Genomic DNA, 22,767 nt, shown 5'->3' on the forward strand with positions numbered 1-22,767 from the left:
GATCATGGCGATCATAGTACAAAAATACGGCGGAACTTCATTACAAACAATCGAGAAAATCAAACAGGCTGCCGATCGGATCATTGGTGAACAGGCAAAAGGGAACCAGATGGTCGTGGTTGTCTCAGCGATGGGCGATACAACCAATCGACTGGTGCAACTCTCCCGCGAAGTCTCTTCCTGTACAAATGGGAGAGAGAAGGATCTGCTTTTATCTACAGGAGAACAAGTGTCATGCGCTCTGATGGCACTCGCCCTTCAGGAAAAAGGACAGGCATCCATCGCCATGACAGGCGAACAGGCAGGGATTGAAGTGGAACACCACCACGGGAATGCCGAAATTACGTCTATGAATACAAGTAAGATTAAGAAAGAGCTGCAAGAAGGTAAGATTGTTATCGTAGCTGGCTTTCAAGGTGCAGCGGCAAACGGGGAAATTTGCACGCTGGGCCGAGGTGGTTCCGATACGACAGCTACTGCCTTGGCTGCAGCGTTGAAGGCGGATCGTTGTGACATCTGCACCGATGTTGATGGGGTGTATGCGGCAGACCCTCGTATAATTCCGAACGCACGGAAATATTCCTCCATGGATTACGACAGCCTGCTTACCATGGCTGAAATGGGGGCGGGCGTGATTCATCCACGGGCGGTCACCCATGCAAAAGCATATCAAGTTCCGCTTCTTATTCGATCCAGCTTCTGTGAAAAGCCAGGAACCTGGATATCCTCTGATCCGTCTCGCACTTCTGTCGCCGGGGTCACGTATCAAACCAACCTCTGTCACCTTCGTCTTTCGGGAAGCCGGTTGAAAAAGGAAAAACTGAGGAGGTGGTTGAAAGATACGGATGTAATCGGAACCACGTCTGTTCATTCACAACCTGAGGAATTTATCGTCGTTATCAAGGAAGATGATCTTGACCAGATAATCACACGCCTTGATCAATTCAAAGAACAGCTGGGAATAAAAGCCATCCAAACGGAGGCTGAAAAAGCGGCCATTCATATGCTTTTCGGTCAGGAAGAAATGAAAAGGAAGCAGAACGCTCCGTTGAATGAAAAAGAGTGGATGCCTCTGGAAGAGATTCATCATATCGACAGTCATCCCGCCGTATGGAGTGTTTCGGTCCCTGAAGAACATGGGAAAGATTTGGCTCGACGGCTGTATAACGCCTTTATGAATGTAAACCAAAACAAATTCCCGCTTGCCTATTGAACGTCACTCGAAAGCCTGCCTCCTGCTGGATTTAAACAGGGGGCAGGCTTTTTTATAAACATAGGTTTCAAGATTTTGAATGAAAGATATATTTACTAGAGAGGGTGATGACTGGTTTATAAGTCTCGTCTATAACTATAAAGGGATGGTAAATAGGATCGATATTCATAACTATTTTAAAAATAACTATGAAGAATCAAGAGTAAAAGGGGCTAAACGGGTAGCCACTTACTTGACTCAATATGAAGACTAAAAAAACCGTGAAAAGAAGCTTTTAAGCGAGTTGTGGAATGGCGCAAATAAGGGAGAGCGCGAACATATGGCTACTGTATTGGTTAAATTAACAGATCAAACCATAAGAAAAGAGCCCTTTGGATGGGCGCTTTTCTTATGGTTTGAAATGCATCTTTATCATTACTCCTTTTTCCTTGTGAATTTATATACTTCTCTTAAGGTGTATGACCTTCTGTTTCATTGGACGTATCCTACTTACTCCACCGGTAACGCGAAAGGAAAAGGTGAAGGGATATTTAAATATCATAAGAAATGGACCACTTTTTTTATTGAATAAGCAAGATTAGGCGAGAGGACACACCGAATAAGCTAGAAGATATAGACTATTAGGATAGAGTACAACAAGGGGGAAGGGGAAGGATGGCATTTCCGTCCAATCAACAATATCAACCGCTTTTATTAGGCTCACAGCCTATTTTCGATGTGCTTGGGGATGAGTCACCGAGCTCTACGGATATTGTAGGAAACTCACAATTTCCTGCGGGTTACTTCGCCTATGATGGGCAAACCATTTATTTTCGAATTCGTCTGAATACGAATCCAGTAAACTCACAACTAACAGGATTCCGGAATTTCGCCTGGGGGATTTTGGTGAACACTTCAGGGACACCGGGAGTTTATGACTGGCTGGTGAACGTGAACGGGTTGAACAATACGATCAACCTGGTTCAGAACACAGTCAAGCAGGTGAACTCATGGAACGATCCTGCTGAGGGTACGAACGGGCAGGGAGCACCCAATTATTCGCGTCCAATCGTCAATTTTGATGTCGCCCGTTCAGTACTGACGAACGATGGTTCTAACTTCGGGGGAAATCCGGATTACTTTATTGAGTTTCAATTTTCGGCAAGTGATTTTTTTCAGACATTAGGGATTGCTGAGAGCACACCGCTTCAGTTCATCATTTTCTCGTCTGCGAACGCGAACAACTATAACAAGGACTCTTTAAGAACTAGTGAAGGATTCCATTTTTCTGATGCGTTAACGGATCCGGTCACACCGGATGAGGTGGATGTTCGCGCTGAGCTTACCGTCAGCAAATCCATTACTTCAGGTCCGGCCAGTATTCTAAATGGAAATGAAGGGTCCTGGACCCAGCAGGTCACCGTAACGAATATGGGACGATCGCTTGCGAGGCAGGTGTTTGTGAATGATCTCTTCCAAGTGGATCAGCTGACGAGTGTGAATGCAATTGTGACGTCTGCAGGGACAGCGGCTTATAATTCTTCTACGAGAACGATATCCTGGAATATCGGCAATTTAAATCCCGGTCAGACGGTTACTCTGACTTACGGGGTTACAGGAACGTTTACATCATCAGGGACGAGGAATTTGAACACGGTTACGGCTTCTGGAATTGATGATTTTACCGGAGGGCAGCTTCCGGTTCAGACGGTTTCCAACACAGTCGGCGTCGTTTCTGCAGCCTCCATTACCGGCCAGGTATTGTCAGGTGTAAGTGGACTTCCGCTCACGGGAGTGACGGTAGAACTGCGGAATGCAATGAATGTCTTGATTGCAACAACGACTACCAATGGGAATGGACAGTACAATTTTACCTCTTTGACACCGGGGTCTTATTCTTTGAGCTATCTATTGAATAATTACATGACCGCTACAAGGTCTGTAACTGTGACAGCGGGGCAGACAGAAGTAGTCAATGTACTGTTGACGCCGGACCCTGGATCCATTACGGGGACGGTCAGGACAACTGGAAATGTAGTTATACCAGGGGCGGAAGTTCACTTGGTTAATAATTCCAACGTTGTTCTTTCTACTGCAATAACGGATGCACAAGGGGAGTACACCTTTAACGGAGTAACACCAGGAAGTTATGTCTTGACGGTCAGCGCGTCGACTTACCAATCGGAGACGAGAGGAACGACGGTCCAGTCGAATGCGGCGACGGTGGAGGATTTTCAACTGCCAGGGTCTCCAGGTACGGTGGCAGGGACGGTCAGGAACGAGGCCAATGTTGTTATTCCGAATGCGACCGTAGAAGTGCTCGATCTTGCGAATAACGTCATTGCTACAGCCACAACGAATCCCATGGGCATGTACACGATTGACCAACTGGCCCCGGGGACCTATACGCTCAGGACCTCCGCCCCTCTATATCAGACCAGTCTGCTGGGGTTTACGGTAGCACAGGGGCAAACGGTTACGCAGGATGTTATCCTTCTTGATCAGCCAGGAACGTTGTTCGGAGAAGTCACGGATGATGAGACGGGAAATCCTCTCGAAGGGGTAGCAGTTCAAGTTATTCATCAAAGTGGAGTGACAGTTGCCACCGCACTTACAGATGCCGCAGGAAATTACTCGATCACCAATCTACCGCCGGGTTCTTATACTGTCACCATCAGCCAGCCAGGGTATGCCGATGCAACCATTGGAACCATCATAACACCGAATGGAATGACGATGTTGAATGTGGAACTTGTCCGCAGCGCCGGTACAATTGAAGGTGTGGTGGAAGACGAGAACAATCAGCCGATCAGCGGAGCTTTTGTACAGCTTCTAGTGAATGGTGTTGCAGTTGCCTCTACAGTGACGAATGGATCAGGTCAGTACTCTTTTCAAAACGTGGCTCCTGAAAGTTATTCGGTCCGTGCCTCTGCTGGAAATTTTCAGACCCAGGTCCTTGGCGCGCAGGTCATTGCATTTGTAACCACTGTCGTTAATTTTACCTTGCCCGCAGATCCGGGCATCCTGGAAGGTACTGTAACCGATGGAATGGATTCTATACCTGGTACGATCATTACCGTTAGAACGAGTGTTGGTGATGTCGTGGTGGCGACGGGTGTTACTGATGAAAATGGATTTTATACGGTCTCTGCCTTGGCTCCAGGTTTTTATACCGTTACAGCCACAGCGGTAAACTTTCAATCCTCTGCTCAAGGGGTTTTCATCCAATCGAATGCAACGACTACAGAAGATTTTACGCTGCTGCCTAATCCAGTTTCCATTATCGGAACAGTCATTAACCAACAGACGGGTGATCCGATTACGGGGGCGCAGATTGAAGTTCGTGTGCTTGATGTCAATGGGGTCCTGGTGCAGACAACATTTACGGATACCAATGGTGAATTTCTCGTTGATCAACTGTCCCCAGGTACGTACACCGTCGTCGCTTCTTCGCCATCTTTCCAGACGAATTTTGCTACGGTCACGGTTCCGCCGGGCGGGCAGGAGAGTATCACTCTTTCATTAATACCGAACCCAGGGACGCTCACGGGCACGATTACTTCAGAAACTTCAGGAAGCGGAATTGCCGGCGCCATCGTGCAGGCCGTCAATCAGAGCAATGTTCAAATAGGAACGGTTGTTACAGATCAAAATGGTCAATATACGTTCACAGGTCTGCCTCCTGGGAACTATAACGTCATAGCCAGTGCGGAAGGATTCCAGACCAAAATCGGGGGTGCGCTCGTTCTTGCCGATACGACAACGGTCGTGGACCTTGCCCTAGTGTCTTCTCCAGGGGTAATCAATGGTACGGTGACCCCCGTTCAGGCTGGAACAATTATTCAGCTCTTTACAGCAAATAATGTTTTTATTGCCAGTGTGCTGGCTGATGCTAATGGAGATTATCAATTCTCAGGTCTTGCTCCAGGAAACTATATCCTTACAGCGGGTGCGCCTAATTTTTCTACGGTGACGGCCGGGGCAGTGGTGGTCTCGAATGAAGTGACGACCATTGACTTTGTACTGACTGCCAACCCTGCTTCTTTTTCCGGGGAAGTTGTGGCTGAGGGGGGGCTGCCGATCCCTAATGCAACGATTGCCGTCTACGATGCCAATGAAGTGCTTCTTAGTTTAGCGGGCACGGATGCTGACGGATTCTATTCGGTCAGCGGTCTGCCTGCAGGATCCTTAACGATCGTGGTTACCGCTCCCGGGTATAGTCAGGTGATAGCAGGAATCCTTCTTGAGGCCGGAGACGATCTTCAAAATGTGGATTTCACACTGATTGCTAACCCGGGATCCATCAGCGGATTCGTAACGGATGCCGATAATGGTAATCCTTTGGCTAATACAGTTATCGTTATCCGCAAAGCGGGAACCGTGGATCAGGTTGTGGCTACGGTGACGACAAGTCCGTTCGGTAACTATACAGTTGGTGGATTAGCACCGGGCAGCTATACGGTGACCGCTTCTCTTGAAGGTTACGGTACCCAATTGGCTGGCGCGGTAGTCGTCAGTGATACAACGACAAATGCGAATGTTGCACTGTCTGTATTGAGGGGTTCCATTGAAGGGCAGCTGGTGGATTCCATAGGTAATCCGATTACCGGTGGAAACCTTCAGGTCAGGTTGACGAGTGATTTGAATGTTGTCATTGCTACCATTCTTGCCCAACCGGATGGCAGCTTCTTATTTGAAAATATTTTTCCGGGGACGTATTTGGTTACAGCGACGGCGCCGGGGTACCAGACGGGCGTGGTCGGGGTGCTTGTTGAAGCGGGAGAAGTGACCCAGACAATCATTTTGCTGAACGCATCCCCTGCGGTGCTAACAGGTCAGGTCCTCAGTGCACAGACGAGTGCGGGTATCAGTGGAAGCACTGTGACTGTTACGCATCCGCTGACTGGAGGTGTCGTCGGTACCGCTTTTACAGATCCGGATGGGAATTTCAACATCGATAATCTTCCTGCGGGTACGTATAATGTTTCCGCATCTGCGCAGGATTTTGGTTCAGCCTCTTCGGCTGTCTTTTTGGAAGCTGGAGGAACGTCGTCGGTCACGCTTGCTTTATCCCCGAATCCTGGGGATGTTTCTGGAACGGTGATTGATCGAATTACAGGAGCTGTCCTTTCCGGTGCCGGTGTTCAAATTTTTGACGCTACAGGGGCGTTTGTATTTTCGACGGCCACGGATGCACTGGGGAATTATGTGGCTTTAGGACTTTCGCCGGGAACGTACACGGCAGTCGCAGGTTTCACGGGATACAGCAATCAGCTGATCAGTTTTACTGTCAACTCAGGAGAGACAGCGGTAGCCAGTTTCGCTCTGGATCCCAATCCATCCACCTTAAATGGAACCATTACAGATGAGGGTGGAAATCCGATTATCGGCGCAGAGATTATCGTCCGTCAGTTTACTGCGACAGGACCGGTCATTGCTACAGCGGTCTCACACGCCGATGGGGGTTATTTAATCACTACGCTTCCTCAAGGGTCGTTTACGGTTATCGTAACCGCTCCTGGATTTGGAACAGAAACCGCTTCCGTGTTGCTGACGCCTGGAAGCACGTTTACAAGAGATTTCGTTTTGGAACAAATCGTTTCGAATGTCGAAGGTGTTGTAATCGATGCAGGGACGGGGGATCCACTACCGAATGTTTTGATCCAACTATTCAATGACAACGGGGTTCTGATTGGAACGTTCCAAACAGGTACGGATGGATTCTACAAAATTGAAGACTTTACCCCTGGCAGCTACACGATTACTTTCACAAACCCGAATTATCAAACCCTCTCCATCGGATTTACTACAGCAGCTGGAGAAACCGCTGCCATTAATCCAGCTTTGACTGCCGATCCTGGAGTGATCAGTGGTCAGGTTTTGGACCTTGAAGGAAACCCACTGATCGGAGCATCGGTAAGGGTATTTCCTGCTTTAGGGTTGTTACCGATCGCTACCTTGATCACAGATGGAACAGGGAGCTTTTTATTAGAAGGTGTGGCCCCTGGACCTTATGTCCTTGTGGCATCGTTCGAAGGGTATGCGAACGGAGAGACGGGAGTCACGGTTACATCGAATCAAACGAGCATCTCGACGATTTTACTGGCACCGAATCCTGCCACGATTACAGGAAACGTAAGCTCCTCATTGGGAGGGGGTATTCCGAATGCCTCTGTCCAGGTTCTTGACCAAAATGAAACTGTACTCGGGACCACAGTAACCGATGATTTTGGGAATTACGCTTTATCCAATCTGCCACCTGGGAATCATCAAGTAATTGTCAGTGCGCCGGGATTTGCGACGCTTATTGCCGGGATTATCCTGGAGCCTGGGCAGGTGTTGGAAAATAATGATTTCGTATTAACCCCGAATCCGGGAAGAATCACAGGACAGGTGACCGACAGTACGTCAGGACAGCCGGTTGTCGGAGCTGTGAATGTGGTGCGTACGGTAGCTGGTGTTCCGGTCATCGTTGCTTCAGCGGTTACGGATGTTGACGGTAATTACGTCATTGAGGGGCTTGCTCGAGGCTCCTATTCCATTTCGAGTACTGCCGTTGGTTATGGAATCACTACGGTAGGGGCCATCGTGGAGAGTGGGCAAACGACAATGGTCGATATTTCTTTATCTCCTGAAGTCGGTACCCTATCAGGAGTTGTGACTGACGAGAACGGAATGCCAATTCTGAATTCCCAGATTGAAATTAAAGTATTTGATCAGGCAGGGAACTTAATACTAACTGTCTTCGCTGATTCTGAAGGAGAGTTCATCATTCCGGAACTATCTCCAGGATCGTACTTGCTTTCTATTGCAGCGCCCATGTTCCAGACAACAACAGTCGGAGCAATCGTTGAAGCAGGAGAGACAACGTTTCTAACAGTACCGTTGAGACCAAATCCTGCTATAGTCATTGGTCAAGTCATTGATGCGGACACCCTTGTTCCCATTGCTGGAGCAGTCGTAAGTGTCACTGACGTCAATGGACTGCCAATTACAAGTACAGTAACTGATGTAAATGGAGAATTCGCCATCTCTGGTCTTCCGGCAACAACCGTCACTGTCTCAGCAACTGCGCCTGGATACGGAACAGCTTCGACGGCTGTCATCTTGACGGCTGGTGCCACTGTAGAGACGACATTGTCGCTGGTCCCGAATCCAGGCGGGGTCTTCGGGGCCGTATTTGCCCAAAGCACTGCGGATCCTATCCCTGGAGCTGTCGTACAGATCTTCGATGAAACGAGGGCACTGGTCGTCACCCTTGTGACTGACCCTGACGGAAGCTATCAGTTTAGCAGTCTGGCTCCAGGGACGTATCGTGTCGTCGTTACGGCCGTTGGTTTCGGTGCGGCTGTCCAGGATATTGAAGTAATAGCAAATCAACAGACTCAGTTGGATTTTGCGCTTCAACTGAACCCTGGAAACATTCGTGGGATGGTTTTCAATGCAGTCACTGGAGATCCGTTGATTGGTGTGTCCGTTGTTGTTCGTCAATTCTCTCCGACAGGACCGATCATTCAAACAACAGCTACGGACAGTAACGGGGAATTTTTAGTGATAGGACTCACGCCGGGGAGTTATTCCGTTACGGCATTCACACCGGATTTTGGATCGCAAACGGCTTCTGTTTCAGTTGCTCCTAATGCAACTACTGTGGTTTCATTAGGGCTTTTCCCTGACGCAGGAAGCATAGAGGGTCTAGTCACTTCTTCTGTTACAGGAGAAATCCTGAGGGATACGAGAGTTTCAATCTTTGATAATCTTGGTGTCCTTGTGGTAACGACTCAATCAGACATTTCAGGAAGATACCGTGTGGATGGGCTCAGCCCTGGTGATTACACTGTGGTCTTCTTCCATCCTTCTTTCCAACTGTTGACGATCGGAACAATGGTGCTGGCCAACCAGGTATCTACCGTAAATGCTGCTCTTCTATCAAATCCGGGGACGGTTCAGGGGGGTGTGCTGAATGCAGCTGATGAATCTCCGCTTTCCGGCGCAGTCGTACAATTATTCCCGGCTCAGAGCCTTATTCCTGTAGCTAATGCAGTCACAGACGAGACTGGTTTTTATTCCTTCAGCTCCGTTGCTCCGGGGGAATACGTGGTCACAGCAACCTTGACGGGCTATGCGAGGGGAGCAGTCGGTGCGACAGTCATTGAAAATGAGGTGACGATGGCTGATCTGTTCTTGATTTCTAATCCGGCATCCATCAGCGGTACGGTCAGGTCCAGTGAAGGATCGCCGATTCAAGGAGCCACAGTTCGGGTGATTGATGACAATGAGATCGTCTTAGGAACAGGAATTACAGGATTAGACGGCACCTATTTTATAGGCAATCTTCCGCCTGGTTCCCACGAGGTCATATTCAGTGCCTCTGGATTTGGCACGGTGGTCTCAGCGGTGATCCTCTCTCCGGGAGAAGAAGAGACAGGAGTGGACGCAACACTGCAAGCAAATCCGGGAGCTATTTCAGGAAGGGTGTTCGATTCTAGTACAGATGAGGCGATTGCGGGCGCGGACCTTGTGGTAAGGCGGGTCATTGGGGATTCTTCATTCATTGTAGCCAGCTCCACGACAGACTCAAGTGGAAGGTACACCATCGCTGGCCTTTCACCAGGTCTCTATACGATTACAGCAAGTGCTGTTGGATACGGTCCACGCACCTTTGCGGTGGTCGTGGCAGCCAATCAGGTTTCAAGGGTGGATATACCTTTAGTACAATCGACGGGATTACTGGCTGGTGAAGTTGTCGATTCAGATGGTATGCCTATTACCATTCAGGGCATCAGTGTGCAGATATTCGATCAACAGGGACGCATCGTCGAAACTCTGCTTGCTGATAACTTCGGGGAGTTCTCGGTGTTGAATTTGGCACCGGGAAGTTACAGAGTTGTCGTATCAGCTCCGGGTTATCAAGCTGCTTCAGTATCTGTAGACATTAGGGCAGGGGAAACAACGAGGATTACGGTGGTGTTGGAGGATGACCCGGGGACAGTAGCTGTGAATGTAAGGGATGGTATAACAGGACAGCCGATTCCAGGTGCAAGTGTAACAGTTACCCTCCCTGATGGCACAGTTGTTGCATCAGGAGTGACGGATATCAATGGGGATGTCATTCTGCCAGGACTGCCAACAGGTGAATTGATCCTCGTTGTGGCTGCAGAGAATTACCAGTCTGAAACTGAAATGATCGGGATCCTTCCGAATCAGGTGCTGGAATTGAATGTCACCTTGCAACGGATTCCACTTGGAAGAGTGATTGGTCAAGTGGTGGACGAAGAGACGACTTTTCCTGTCTCTGGTGCGACTGTAGAGATCATCGATACTACTGGCAGAGTCATTCGTTCCACAGTGACAGATGGAGAAGGTTTGTTCCGTTTTGAAGATGTTCCTGAAGGGGTTTACCGACTGCGTATTATTAGAAGAGGTTATCGAACAGAAACGGTAACGATCGAAGTTTTGAACGGGGAAACAACCTACGTCCGCATCGATGTAAGTCCCGGTGACCCTTGCCTGCTTGAGAACCAGGTCGCTTCCTGTGAAGTTGAAAATATCAGTTTTAAAGAAGTAGGAAATCCTGAAGACAGAGAAAGCGTGAGGGTATCTTTACCAAATGGAGAAGAAGTAGAGCTGAAAAAAATCGCAATTGCTATTTCTTTGAACATGACTTTGATCATCGAAGGTTCAAATGGGGTTTGCGTAAGTGAACCGGTGGAGCGCATCATCTGCCATCAAGTAGTGATGTACGCACCTCCAGGAACAGTCATCAGTGGGTCAGTCACCGGCAGTAAATGCCAAGTGGATCTTGAGTGCAGGAACGGAAACCTGGAGGCTGTCATTTTACGGTTGTTGTTGAATCAAAGTCTGCAAACTCAGGTCAATGCAACCATTCAATTGAACGGATCCTCTAGTGTAATGGGAGTCAGTGAGGTGGAGCCGCAGGAAGCAGGGCCTGTATGTGTGAACGTGACGCGTGTGCTTGATTGGGTCCAGTCCTGTATTGAAAAAGAGATAAGGATTCGTTCAGGTGAAATTGCTTTCAATTGCAGCATTAGTTGAGTTGAGTTGGGCGAAGTCCCAATTATAATGAAAAGAAGCCCTCCGAATGGTGGAAGATCGACCACATTCAGAGGGCTTCTTTTTAGCGATTAAAACTAAAGGGAGAGTGAATAGATGGAGGCGGAAGCATAACGAAAGGGGTATAAAACAACAACAGGACTGAATCGAATGGCGTTCCTTCCTATTGTTGTTCATTGGTGTGGTCCAGGCACCGTAAGAGGGAGAGCACGCGTCACGCATTTCGTTTATTGTATAATTCCTTTAATGCTACTTGTAAATTCGTATAAAACTTTACATGGAGTAGTGGAAGGTTGGAAGACACCCAAAGTTTGGATAGAACGGGCTTCATTCCAGAAATTATCGTATGGGTCCCCATTAAAGAAAGAGATTGGATAAGTTTGGAAAGTTTTTCAAAGAAGACAATGTCTACCATGCTGATGGTTGAACAATCAATGATTACTTGATGGGCACCCATCTGGGTTACGTTATGTAAGCCCCTATCCAGGATGTATTGGAATTCGACTTGATCCATGATTGGCTGTAAGGGTAAAAGAGCAATCCCTTCGGATAAAGGGATCACATTCACAGACATATCCTCCATCCATTTCCGCATACGCTGTTCTTTTTCATAATAACTGGTCACATCACTGTATTCGACCATCGCCCCATAAACCTCTCCATCCTCTTCTAAAACACGGGTGCGGATGGATAAATACAAATTATATTTGCCCCATTGATAGGGGATCGCATCAAAGGTGAGCTCTTCAGATGTTCGTATTGTCCGCTCCACATGCCGCACTTCTTCAGGTGCATCAGGAAAGAGGTCATATACATTTTCTCCTATAACATCTTTTTCCTCTATTTGTAAAAGGCTTTTGCCTTGTTGATTGATATGAGTAATTCGATAGTCTAAGTCAATCGCCATCACACCAATGGACAATTGATCGAATGTTTCGTTTAACGGCGTCATATTGCTCCCCCTTAGAACAGAATTGATGAAGGACTCTCTACTCTATTAAATTCTATTTCTTATAGTGAAAATCCTTTTTGTATATTTGTATAATATTAGAACGATTGAATCTCTTAAATTCCTCCGTAACGTCCATCATTCATCATATACATAGGAAAGTCAAAGCTTTTATATAAATATAACTTTATAAATCCGCTTTTTTTCTTCAAAACTGAGGAACAAACAGTTTGGAATGGTCTTGTAATCGGAGCGATTATTCTTGTGAGTTTTCTTGTTCCTCTGCTCTATATCTAAAAGTTAAGAATAGGGAACTTGGAAGAAGGGACCTCAGAGTAGAGGAGTGAATGATTAAGGACATCAACCGCATGCATATGTTCCGCTTCTCTTAGAACGGCATAAGTGGTCATTATCCATGAATAAGATAAGAGGAAGAGCGGAACAGGAGGCAAGCTTATGACGAAAAAAATTTTGTTGTTCTGTGACCCTGGGATCGATGATTCCTTAGCGATTATGTATGCCATGTTGGATCCTGAACTTGATATAGTCGGTATTGTTACCGGTTATGGAAACATAACAAGAGAACAAGCCACGAAAAATGCGGCTTATTTGGTGCAATTAGCGGGGAGAGATGATATCCCTATCATCCCTGGGGCATCGAATCCAGTGCAGCAGGAAGAAGTATTCTTTTACCCCGAGATTCATGGGGAAGAAGGCATCGGGCCCATCCGTCCTCCTGAAGATATGACCTATGAGGTCGCCCCTTTTGATACCATCCGGATGCTTATGGAAAAGTACAAGGATGAGCTGATCATTGTAAGTACGGGACGACAGACGACACTGGCCACTGTATTTATTTTATTCCCGGAACAAATCAAATTCGTTCAGTCTTTTTTTGTTATGGGAGGCGCTTTTTTCGTTCCTGGAAATATAACAGCTCTCGCGGAAGCCAATTTCTACGGGGATCCGACATCTTCCAACTATGTCCTAACATTTGCTAAAAATCTGACAATAACCCCTTTGAATGTCACGCGTTCTGCTGTCATTACGCCCGATGTTGTAGAGGAAATCGCTCGATCTAAGAACAATATATATTGCTTCATCCTCGCTCCGATCTTTAAATACTACTACCGCTTCTATAAAGAAAAAGTTCCCGGCATACAGGGTGCTCCCATCCATGATTTACTGACAGTGATGCTTGTGAAAAATCCTGATTTAGTCGATTACATATACTACGATGCCAACGTAGCTGAAGGAATCGAAACGAGAGGGCTTTCCTATATTGACGTTCGGCCTTCCAGTCCAAAAGGGGATACGAAAATTGCCATCGATCTTCATTATCAAAAGTTTATGGAAGAGTTTAAGAAAGTAATGGTACAAAAGGAATAATGACAGAAGTGGAGGTTCTGAAAAAATCGGTGAAATGAAGCAAGGGAAAACATGGTATGTTTTCCCTTGGTCATGTTTCTATTTTTCTTTATCTTCTTCTTCATACGGAAAAAGTTCTTCCGAAGCCTCCGTTTGCAGTTGGCCAGTAGAGCGTACTTCGTGATTTTCTTCCTTTTCCTGATCGAGGCTTCTTGCAACCGACTGGTGGAAGAAATATTCGAAAACCGCTAAGGAAATCGCCGAAATCAGTGTGGCTTCAAATACATCATCCCCGAGTGTGAGTGCATCTTTCATAAAGTATATTACTGCGAAGCTAAGCACGAAATCCCCGACCGTAGCCATTGTATTGTTGGATTTCTTTAGAATCGTCACGTCTCCTAAATAACCAAGAACACTGACAACAAGGGATATGAGAAAGACGTTTCCGAAAGAGACGTCAAATCCTAAACCTAAGATGATAAACAGAATGCCTAAAATGCTCTAAGGTGCACGATCGAGTGAACAACTATACCTGAAGAATGGATTCTTTGAAGAGGAAGCAGTCCATTTAACTTGAGGTCTGCTTTTTTTATTTCTAAAATTCCTGGTAAGTGGCAGGATCCTGATCTTTCATTCTGCCATCCGGTCGAGTCAATTGATTGATACGGTCCATTTCCTCTTCATTTAGCGAAAAGTCGAAAACTGACCGATTCTCTTTCTGCCGTTTGGGAGAAGATGACTTAGGGATAGCAACAGAACCGAGTTGATAATGCCAGCGCAGAATAATCTGGGAAACCGTCTTTTCATGTTGTTCAGCTACGGATTGGATGGTCTCATTGTCGAGGATATTCTGGACACGGGCTAGCGGACTCCAGGACTGTGTTTGGATCTGTTTTTCCTCGTGATAGGCTCTTTGTTCTTCCTGATTGAAAAAGGGATGGAGCTCCACCTGATTCATGCTCGGTATGATGCCTGTCTCCTGTTCGAGACGGTCTAAGTGTTCAGGGAGAAAATTACATACACCGATGGAACGGATCAATCCCCATTTTTGGGCGTCAATCAATGCCTGCCATGCTTCTACATACCTATCTTCTTTTGGATTCGGCCAATGGATTAAATAAAGATCATAATAGTCCAGCTGTGCACGGAACAGAGATTCCTGGATGGCCGTTACGGCTTTGTCGTATTCATGGTATCGACCAGGAAGTTTGGATGTGATTCTTAATTCATTTCTCGGTATGTTACTGCGGCGGATCCCTTCTCCTACCGTCGCTTCATTTTCATAGTTATAAGCGGTATCAATTAGGCGGTAGCCTGTGTCTATGGCACTTTGAATAGCTGAAGCACCGCGGTTTCCGTTCAGGCGGTACGTACCAAATCCCAAGGCAGGAATGGTGAGACCATCGTTCAGTTGGATTTCAGGAATAGATTGACTCATTCTACATGCACTCCTTTTAGTTCTTTCCTATTAGTAGACGGAATTAGATTAAACATTTACTCTTTTACCTTGTCAGCAGAACTGTAAACCAATGTCAGCGTTTACAAAAGAAATGATCTTAAGAAGGGAAAGGAATTGAAGTAGACGAAGTGGATGAAAAGGGAGTGCAACCCTTTTATAAAGCGCTTACAAATTGTGTTAGGATAAAAGGGAATATTAGGTAAATATACGAGTTGAAACGATATCGTTAAGGAGGATAAAGAATGTCCAATTACGGAAATCAAGTTCAATTTGAAGTTTATCGGACTATGACTCAGCCTGATCCTGACAGGCTTCCCGTATCCTATGAAGATTGGGAAGCGAAAGCGAGAGAAGTTCTGGAGGATGGTCCTTTCTATTATGTAGCGGGAGGCGCAGGTGGTGAAGAGACGATGAAAGATAATCTTCACAGCTTTACCCGTTGGAAAATCGTCCCGCGGATGCTTAAAAATGTAGAGGATCGTGACTTAAGCTTTGAATTATTCGGGAAAAAGTACGAGACTCCCCTTCTGCAGGCGCCTATTGGTGTGCAGTCGATTATTCAAGAGGGAGGAGAATTAGCTTCAGCCAAAGCGTCTGCAGCATTGAATATTCCCTACATTGCAAGTTCTGCTTCTACAAAAACGATGGAGGAAATAGCCGGAGTGATGGGGGAAGCTCCTAAATGGTTTCAACTGTATTGGAATAAGGATCCAGAAGTGACGGCAAGTTTTGTGCGGCGGGCAGAAACAGCAGGATATGATGCGATTGTCGTCACCTTGGACACGCCCATGATGGCTTGGCGGGAAAAAGACTTGAAAAATGTGTACCTGCCCTTTTTGATTGGCGAGGGTGTCGGAAACTACTTTACCGACCCTGTCTTTCGTTCTCGCCTGTCATCACCTCCTGAAGACGATCCCACGCAGGCAGTGATGCAGTGGACGAAAACGTTCGGGAACCCGGGATTGACTTGGGAACACCTGCTTTTCCTAAGAGAGCATACCGATTTACCGATCCTGCTGAAGGGCGTTCTTCATCCGGATGATGCTAAGCAAGCTTTGGAATACGGCGTGGATGGAATCATCGTATCCAATCATGGTGGACGGCAGGTGGATGGAGCCGTGAGCTCTTTGGAGGCTCTTCCGCCTATTGTTGAAGCGGTAGGAAAAGAGCTCCCTGTGCTGATGGATGGTGGAATCCGTCGGGGAGCTGACGTGATCAAGGCCCTATCACTAGGAGCAGAAGCTGTCCTAGTAGGACGGCCTTGCATGTATGGCCTTGCTGTTGCCGGAGAACAAGGGGTGCATGAGGTGTTGAGAAATTTACTGGCAGACACGGATATCGCCATGGCTTTAAGCGGCTGTTCGTCGGTGACTGAATTGAATCGATCCGTCCTGCTTGAGGGCAGGTGACCGACGCATCCTGACAGGTGGCGAATCGCGCCAAAAGGGTGGTGAATCGCGCTAAAGGGGTGGTGAACCACGTCAAAGGAGTGTCGAGTCGCGCCAAAGGGGAGGCGAACCGCACTAAAGGGTGGCGAAACCGCCAAGAGCCCTCCCAGGATCCACAAATAAAAAGCGCAGATCTCTGAGTTACAGGAGGTCTGCGTTTTTTATGGGTACAGCCAAAAGTTATGTGTGTCCAAATCGATAATAAAATATCTATAAATGATATATATTTATTGATAAACAATAAATATAATTGTATGATAAGAAAAGATATTAGGAGATGAGGTGCTTTTTATGAAACGTGGATCTACACTCTTTTTGAAGCTGGCGGTCTTTTTGATTGGTCTGCCTGTTCTTGCGTTGTGTATCTTTTTTGTTCCTGAATTTGCGGAATATGCGGGCGTGCTGCTGTCTGATTTTCCAATCATTGAACCGGTGGTCTTCATTTATATGTATTTGACAGCCATCCCTTTTTACTTTGCGCTGTATCAAGCGTTTAAGCTTCTGAATTATATTGACAGCAACAAGGCGTTCTCAGACTTATCGGTCAAAGCACTGAGGGTCATCAAATTTTGTGCCGTCACCATCAGCGTTCTATACGTTGTGCTCATGCCGGTGATCTATACGGTCGCTGAACTCGATGACGCTCCTGGTCTGATTGTCATTGCGATGGTCATCATCCTCGCTTCTGCCGTCATCGCCGTCTTTGCTGCTGTCCTGCAAAGACTCCTGAAAGAAGCCATTACTATTAAATCTGAAAATGATCTTACGGTCTGAGGTGATCCATATGGCGATTATTATCAATATTGATGTGATGCTTGCGAAAAGAAAAATGAGCGTGACCGAGCTTTCGGAGAAGGTCGGAATCACGATGGCAAACCTCTCTATTTTGAAAAATGGCAAGGCGAAGGCCGTGCGTTTTTCTACATTGGAAGCGATTTGTCAGGCACTTGACTGTCAGCCGGGGGACATTCTGGAATATCAGGAAGACGAAGATTAGGAGGGGTCAGATGAGAGCGGTGAAACAACTCTTACACTTTGGCTGGGAGCAAGCGTTGTCCTGCTTGTTTCCTGTCGTTATCTTTGCTTCTTTGGCGCTTACACAATGGATTCCGCTGCCTTTGCTTCCGAGGTATGATTGGCTGCTGATCATTTGTCTACTCATGCAGTGGTGGATGGTACGCTCCGGACTTGAAACAAGAGATGAACTGAAAGTGATTACGTTGTTTCACGTGATTGGGCTTGCCCTCGAACTATTCAAAGTTCATATGGGCTCCTGGTCTTACCCAGAAGAAGGCTACTCGAAATTTTTCGGGGTCCCATTATATAGCGGCTTCATGTATGCAAGTGTGGCGAGTTATCTTTGTCAGGCGTGGAGAAGGCTTAAGGTTGAGTTGGTACGCTGGCCTTCAGTGTGGCTTGTCGTTCCTCTGGCTTCAGCGATCTATTTGAATTTTTTCACCCACCATTATTGGGTCGATATCAGATGGTGGCTGTCAGGCCTTGTCCTTCTTGTTTTTTGGAAAGCATGGGTCCGCTACGAGGTGAACGATACGCGTTACCGGATGCCCCTTGCGCTTTCTTTTGTGCTGATCGGTTTTTTCATATGGGTCGCAGAAAATATCGCGACTTATTTCAGCGCGTGGGAATACCCAAACCAGGCGGATGCCTGGAGTCTCGTTCATCTGGGGAAAGTGAGTTCATGGCTGTTATTAGTTATTGTTAGTTTTCTAATTGTAGCAACTTTGAAACGGGTCAAGAAACACCCTGCAAAAAGTCGCGGCATCAGTGGTGAGGAGAAACGTCCAAGGGTTCAGAAGCGTTATGGGAAGTTATATTTGTGAGTCACAGAAGGCAGGGGTATGATAGAGGCCTTTCATTTCTTGGAAGAGAGGAAGTGTGATGAATTGGGATATCTGTAATACTTCTTGTACTTTTTGTAGTGGTGGGATTCTTAATGGTGCTTGTCCCCTTACATATTGTGAAAAAACACGGAAGAGGACCTTTACCATTTAAGAGTTCTTTGGTGATTGGGAGCTTACTGCTTACCCAATGGGTTTTATGGTTAACAGGCTTCTATGGTTGGATGCCTTTAAGAGTTGCAGACGTGCTTTTCCTTCCGGTATGGGTCGTTCTCTGTGGTTTGGGTGTGATTTTATCAGGATTAGAGATGAAGAATAATGCCGCATTCGCCATTCCTCTAGCCGGATTTACTTTGGTCAGCTTGATTTTTGCTCTCTTTTTGGACGGAATATCACAGATGTGAACCATCCTGCCGCACGTATTTAAGGTCCATGTTTTGAGTATGACTGTCGGATCAACGACTTGGAACTTGAACACCTTAATATCAATGATTATCTTGTAAATGGCAGTTGGTGGAGTGATTCGCACACCTTAATTGGTAGTAATAAAAGGTTCTCCGGCTTTTATAAGTAGGGGGCCTTTTTCGCTTCCTGATTAAAACTTGTCTCCTTTACCCAGCGAGGCATTCCAGAGCTCATCCATTGATGAATCATGACATGAACCCAGCTTTTTTTCATAGAATATGTTGGGGTGAGTAAAAAATGGTGAGAGTAAAATATACAGATTCAGATGTTGCTTTGATGGCTCGGATGATGCGGGCGGAAGCCGTGGGTGAAGGGAAACAGGGGATGTTGTACGTCGGCAATGTCATTGTGAACCGGGCGGCCGCGGACTGCCTGGATTTTACGGATGTAAGAAACATCCGGGATGTCATCTATCAAGTACAGGGAGGGAATTATTCTTTCGAAGCGGTCCAGAAAGGAAATCTTTTTTATAACCGGGCTCGATCAACTGAAAAAAGGTTAGCCAAGAAGAATCTGGATTATTGGAGGATGCACCCGGCAAAATATGCCCTATGGTATTTCAATCCAAATGCCACATGCCCTCCTACATGGTACGGACAGCAATTTACAGGCAGATATAAAAATCATTGCTATTATGAACCTGTAGCTGGAACATGTGCCAGTGTTTACATTTAGGAAACCAGTGATGGCAAGGGATGGAAAGACTAGATGAAGCGCAGTCCTGCATAGGATTGCGCTTTTAAAATACCCCTTGAGTACTAGGAAGGGGTCTGAAATAATGGGAATGGAGAAATGATGGGCAGGGAAAGAAAAGAAACAAAATCCGCCAATACATAGGTATCGAATCCATTTTCAGGGTGAACGATCACTTGATTTGATCATTTGCGGAGGACCCCATTTTGGTTGGTCTTAAGGAACACTGAAGAGCAAAGAGGAGGTGTAGAAAGCATGAATTGGAAGAAAGCCGTTCTGCTGTTTTTTGCCGTGCTTTTTGGTTTAATCCTTACTAACATGTTCACCCACTCCGGTTTTGATGGGGGACAGTTGTTATTGACTGTTGTTGGAGGTAGTCTTGGATATAGTCTCGTCCTTCTGTTCCTTTCGAAAAGACAAGGGAGAAGATATTAAAGCAGCACAGGACCTTTTTGAATCGAGAGTATAACCCTGGAAATTGTAGTAAGGAGTGGTTCAATGGAATTCAAGTTCAGGTCGATTAAGATGGAAGATGTGAAACAAATCGATTCATGGAATTATGAAGGCTTTGTAGAAAAAGTGGAAATGAAGCCTTATTTTGAGTCATTTCTGCAAACAGGTCAGTTAAGAGGTCCTGGTGGATGTGAGGGATATGCCGCTTTCGTGGATGAGGAAGTTGTTGGATTGTTTGAGTTCAAGGTAAACGGAAGCATCATGGAAATCGGGTTAGCCTTGAGACCAGATTGGATAGGAAAAGGGTTAGGGGCAACCTACGTGAAGCAGGGCATAGCCTTTGGCATTCATCACTGTGACCAAGACATGAATGAGGTACGGTTAGAGGTGGATGAACAAAACAAAGCAGCCATTCGTGTTTATGAAAAAATAGGGTTTAAGAAAGTTGAGCAGAAAGATCGTGATATTGAGATGCAAATGGTCTTATAAGACTTTGTTTCTTGAAGCGGGCAAACCTACTGACCATGGGTTTGCTTTTTTTGATGGGGACAATATAACGAGACACACCATGGCACATTTTTCTTGCATGCATAGGATGCCATCTTTGATAGTATGGTCCTTGAGAAAAGGTGGCATGAAGATGGATACGTTTGTATTCATTCTTAAATACTTGATGCACGGGTCCATCATAGTTAGAGGTGCCCTGCTCATTTACTGGTTTGAGTAAAAAGAATAAGAAAAAGATAGGTGAAAAGAATAACATGACTGAGCTTGATCATGATCATAAAAATAATAAAGGTAAATTTCGCAGATTATTAGATGGTTTGCTGGAAGGATGCGTGGGAGTGGGATGTCTTTTCCCTCTCCTTACTTGTGCGTCTTTATCGGCAGTGTCCCTATGGATCTTTTAATCTCATAGATGAAAGGGATAAAAAGGATGAACGTAAGCAGCGTTCATCCTTTTTTAATGATTTCTGATCATGAGACCTCTCTAATTTTCCTGGCAATTGCATGAGGGCATTCCAGGCACTTCGCCGCTTGAAGGCTCCAGTCTTTTTTGGTTGCACTGCTGCTCCAAGGTGTTCAACAATAATCCTTCCACAATCCTTGACTCTGGCGTCGAGTATTGAGGGTCGGCATAATTCTTTTCTTCTAGCGGGTCTGTCGTAAGGTTATAGAGTTCATATTGAGACGGAACAGGTTCTGTTTTTGTTGTGGTTACACAGCAGGAGCATTGGATGTCATTTTCTACCTCCATGGCCTTGCCTTTCTTCTGCAACGTATCACTACACCCAGGGTCACTCCAGAATTGGGGGTTGTCGTAATAGCGGGCGAACTTCCACGTTTCTTCCTCGTGATTCTTCCCGGTTTTGATTTTTGTAATGACGGCTTCAATGTGATTCGGCTGCACAACGGATTCATAAGGGATCCCGGCTGCAGTCGTCTGATTCAACCCTTTGGTAATGTCGTCATCACTCATAAAATAGAGAGGTTCGTTGGCTCTGAAAAAGTGAGACCTTCCTTTGATGAGAGGGGTCAAATCCCTTCCGACCAAGGGTTGGGCTTCGTTGTGGGAGCGGCTCAACTTCTCTCGTATTTGGCCTGCATCGATCCCAGCAAGTCCGAGCATTGTAGGCAGAAGATCGACATGGCTCGTTAACATGTCTGTCTGCTCTGTTTGGGAGAAAAGTTTCTTGCTATGGATCATAAGCGGGACGTGAATGGATTCTTCGTACATGTTATACCATTTTTGATGAAGGCCGCCGTGGGCTCCAAGCAACTCTCCATGGTCCGATGTGAAAATGACGATGGTATCTTCATAAAAGGAAGATTTCTGAAGAGCTCGAAAGACTCTGTGCATGTCTTCGTCCGCCTGCTTTTGCAGACTGTAGTAGAGCTTCCGATAAAAGGGCTGGTCGATGATGGGCTGTAACGCCTGTGGATACGTTATTCGATAACTTTCCTGCGCATCTGGTTTCGTTGAAAGAGATTCTTGATGAGTAGGTGCCGGCGGGATTTGGGGTAGTGTTGGATCGATATTGAATTGGAACGCTGGTGAAAGAGCAGTCAGGACCCCATACAGTGCGATATCATGCGGATTGACGAAGGAACACATGATGAACCAGGGCGAATCTATTTCACTGGTCTGTTTCTCGAGATCCTGGATCAGCTCGATGGTTTCAGTAGCATAAACCTCATCCCGTCCACTGGTTCCGAGAGCTGCCGAAGAGCCGGAATTACGCGGGTTCGATCCGTGGGGTTCAGGTCCAATCCACCCGGAAAATCCGAAGCGGCCCAACCGGTTTGCATCCTCGTAAATTTTCTCCTTTTGTCTATTCGGCACTCCTGTGTTCGGGTCATAGCTTGGAAAGGCATTTTTGGTACCGGGTACTAATATGTCCTCATCGGAGGCGTGCCATTTTCCTTTCCAATACGTCTGATAACCAGCTGCACGGAAATAATCCCCGATGGTCGGTACTGTGTTTGGATCGAGCCAGAAAACATCCGGATCAAACGGTCCTTTCGCTACTCCGGTGGTCTGTGTTACTCCGTGAAGCGAAGGGTATTGGCCGGTGTAAAGCGTAGCCCGGCTGGGAGAGCAGGCCGTACTTCCGGCATAATGATTCAAAAACTCCATACCATTCTTACGTAATAAGTTCTGGGTCACTAAATTTTCTTTCCGCCATTCTCTCAATTCCTTCGTTTCGTACACAGATGGATACCTTTCCTGGTCGACCATCAAAACAAGGATGTTCGGCCGCTTCTTTTTCTCCAAATGACTCACCCTTTCTTCCGTGTTCCCTGCA

Annotated in this window: 16 protein-coding genes and 1 pseudogene; 13 read left to right on the top strand and 4 right to left on the bottom strand. The window is 46.4% G+C overall.

Going from position 1 to position 22,767, the window contains the following annotated elements; genetic code table 11:
- Positions 1-4: 4 nt before the first annotated feature.
- The 3 genes and pseudogenes from J0K78_RS07560 to J0K78_RS07570 all read left to right on the top strand — a co-directional run bounded on the left by J0K78_RS07560 (position 5) and on the right by J0K78_RS07570 (position 11,248).
- Positions 5-1,213 (top strand): aspartate kinase, encoded by a 1,209-nt coding sequence (locus J0K78_RS07560; RefSeq protein WP_206946111.1) that lies wholly within the window; start codon positions 5-7, stop codon positions 1,211-1,213.
- 265 nt (positions 1,214-1,478) lie between these two features.
- A pseudogene (locus J0K78_RS07565) lies at positions 1,479-1,784 on the top strand (hypothetical protein); the annotation flags it as partial.
- A gap of 83 nt (positions 1,785-1,867) precedes the next feature.
- Complete coding sequence (locus tag J0K78_RS07570) at positions 1,868-11,248, top strand: carboxypeptidase regulatory-like domain-containing protein (protein ID WP_206946113.1); 9,381 nt, start codon at positions 1,868-1,870, stop codon at positions 11,246-11,248.
- A gap of 232 nt (positions 11,249-11,480) precedes the next feature.
- On the opposite strand, the gene J0K78_RS07575 is transcribed toward J0K78_RS07570, so the two are convergent.
- Positions 11,481-12,218: a PAS domain-containing protein gene (locus J0K78_RS07575; protein WP_206946114.1), complete on the bottom strand. Its 738-nt coding sequence runs from the start codon at positions 12,216-12,218 to the stop codon at positions 11,481-11,483.
- A gap of 453 nt (positions 12,219-12,671) precedes the next feature.
- Between J0K78_RS07575 and J0K78_RS07580 the strand changes: the two genes are divergently transcribed.
- Complete coding sequence (locus J0K78_RS07580; RefSeq protein ID WP_206946115.1) at positions 12,672-13,604, top strand: nucleoside hydrolase; 933 nt, start codon at positions 12,672-12,674, stop codon at positions 13,602-13,604.
- Positions 13,605-13,682: 78 nt separating this feature from the next.
- Here the strand turns inward: J0K78_RS07580 and J0K78_RS07585 are convergent, their stop codons facing one another.
- Positions 13,683-14,081, bottom strand: a complete 399-nt coding sequence (locus J0K78_RS07585; protein WP_206946299.1) for a YndM family protein — start codon at positions 14,079-14,081, stop codon at positions 13,683-13,685.
- 97 nt (positions 14,082-14,178) lie between these two features.
- On the bottom strand, positions 14,179-15,021 hold the full coding sequence (locus J0K78_RS07590) for an aldo/keto reductase (RefSeq protein ID WP_206946116.1): 843 nt from the start codon (positions 15,019-15,021) through the stop codon (positions 14,179-14,181).
- A 263-nt stretch (positions 15,022-15,284) separates the two neighbouring features.
- Between J0K78_RS07590 and J0K78_RS07595 the strand changes: the two genes are divergently transcribed.
- The 9 genes from J0K78_RS07595 to J0K78_RS20160 all read left to right on the top strand — a co-directional run bounded on the left by J0K78_RS07595 (position 15,285) and on the right by J0K78_RS20160 (position 20,687).
- Positions 15,285-16,451, top strand: a complete 1,167-nt coding sequence (locus J0K78_RS07595; RefSeq protein ID WP_206946117.1) for a lactate 2-monooxygenase — start codon at positions 15,285-15,287, stop codon at positions 16,449-16,451.
- Between the two features lie 330 nt (positions 16,452-16,781).
- The gene (locus J0K78_RS07600) at positions 16,782-17,264 is read left to right on the top strand and encodes a DUF2975 domain-containing protein (RefSeq protein ID WP_206946118.1); all 483 of its coding nucleotides are present in this window, start codon (positions 16,782-16,784) and stop codon (positions 17,262-17,264) included.
- Between the two features lie 10 nt (positions 17,265-17,274).
- Positions 17,275-17,487, top strand: a complete 213-nt coding sequence (locus tag J0K78_RS07605) for a helix-turn-helix domain-containing protein (protein ID WP_160912412.1) — start codon at positions 17,275-17,277, stop codon at positions 17,485-17,487.
- A gap of 10 nt (positions 17,488-17,497) precedes the next feature.
- Positions 17,498-18,331, top strand: a complete 834-nt coding sequence (locus J0K78_RS07610; protein ID WP_206946119.1) for a DUF817 domain-containing protein — start codon at positions 17,498-17,500, stop codon at positions 18,329-18,331.
- 182 nt (positions 18,332-18,513) lie between these two features.
- On the top strand, positions 18,514-18,753 hold the full coding sequence (locus J0K78_RS07615) for a hypothetical protein (RefSeq protein WP_206946120.1): 240 nt from the start codon (positions 18,514-18,516) through the stop codon (positions 18,751-18,753).
- A 298-nt stretch (positions 18,754-19,051) separates the two neighbouring features.
- Positions 19,052-19,489, top strand: coding sequence for a cell wall hydrolase (locus tag J0K78_RS07620; protein WP_206946121.1), 438 nt, complete (start codon positions 19,052-19,054; stop codon positions 19,487-19,489).
- 273 nt (positions 19,490-19,762) lie between these two features.
- The gene (locus J0K78_RS07625; RefSeq protein WP_206946122.1) at positions 19,763-19,942 is read left to right on the top strand and encodes a hypothetical protein; all 180 of its coding nucleotides are present in this window, start codon (positions 19,763-19,765) and stop codon (positions 19,940-19,942) included.
- Between the two features lie 63 nt (positions 19,943-20,005).
- Entirely contained in the window at positions 20,006-20,449 is a 444-nt protein-coding gene (locus J0K78_RS07630) for a GNAT family N-acetyltransferase (RefSeq protein WP_206946123.1), read from the top strand.
- A gap of 115 nt (positions 20,450-20,564) precedes the next feature.
- Positions 20,565-20,687 carry a hypothetical protein gene (locus J0K78_RS20160; RefSeq protein WP_255534785.1) on the top strand — a complete coding sequence of 41 codons (123 nt, stop codon included), beginning with the start codon at positions 20,565-20,567 and terminating at the stop codon, positions 20,685-20,687.
- Positions 20,688-20,951: 264 nt separating this feature from the next.
- Here the strand turns inward: J0K78_RS20160 and J0K78_RS07635 are convergent, their stop codons facing one another.
- A complete protein-coding gene (locus J0K78_RS07635; RefSeq protein WP_206946124.1) occupies positions 20,952-22,736 on the bottom strand; it encodes a sulfatase family protein in 1,785 nt (594 codons plus the stop codon).
- Positions 22,737-22,767: the final 31 nt, after the last annotated feature.

Source organism: Halobacillus sp. GSS1 (assembly GCF_017307035.1).
GTDB classification, from domain to species: domain Bacteria; phylum Bacillota; class Bacilli; order Bacillales; family Halobacillaceae; genus Halobacillus; species Halobacillus litoralis.

Bases quoted from the DNA above. Each gene is read 5' to 3' on its own strand.
- J0K78_RS07560 (WP_206946111.1), top strand. From the start codon at position 5: ATGGCGATCATAGTACAAAAATACGGCGGAACTTCATTACAAACAATC.
- J0K78_RS07570 (WP_206946113.1), top strand. From the start codon at position 1,868: ATGGCATTTCCGTCCAATCAACAATATCAACCGCTTTTATTAGGCTCA.
- J0K78_RS07575 (WP_206946114.1), bottom strand. From the start codon at position 12,218: ATGACGCCGTTAAACGAAACATTCGATCAATTGTCCATTGGTGTGATG.
- J0K78_RS07580 (WP_206946115.1), top strand. From the start codon at position 12,672: ATGACGAAAAAAATTTTGTTGTTCTGTGACCCTGGGATCGATGATTCC.
- J0K78_RS07590 (WP_206946116.1), bottom strand. From the start codon at position 15,021: ATGAGTCAATCTATTCCTGAAATCCAACTGAACGATGGTCTCACCATT.
- J0K78_RS07595 (WP_206946117.1), top strand. From the start codon at position 15,285: ATGTCCAATTACGGAAATCAAGTTCAATTTGAAGTTTATCGGACTATG.
- J0K78_RS07600 (WP_206946118.1), top strand. From the start codon at position 16,782: ATGAAACGTGGATCTACACTCTTTTTGAAGCTGGCGGTCTTTTTGATT.
- J0K78_RS07605 (WP_160912412.1), top strand. From the start codon at position 17,275: ATGGCGATTATTATCAATATTGATGTGATGCTTGCGAAAAGAAAAATG.
- J0K78_RS07610 (WP_206946119.1), top strand. From the start codon at position 17,498: ATGAGAGCGGTGAAACAACTCTTACACTTTGGCTGGGAGCAAGCGTTG.
- J0K78_RS07620 (WP_206946121.1), top strand. From the start codon at position 19,052: ATGGTGAGAGTAAAATATACAGATTCAGATGTTGCTTTGATGGCTCGG.
- J0K78_RS07625 (WP_206946122.1), top strand. From the start codon at position 19,763: ATGAATTGGAAGAAAGCCGTTCTGCTGTTTTTTGCCGTGCTTTTTGGT.
- J0K78_RS07630 (WP_206946123.1), top strand. From the start codon at position 20,006: ATGGAATTCAAGTTCAGGTCGATTAAGATGGAAGATGTGAAACAAATC.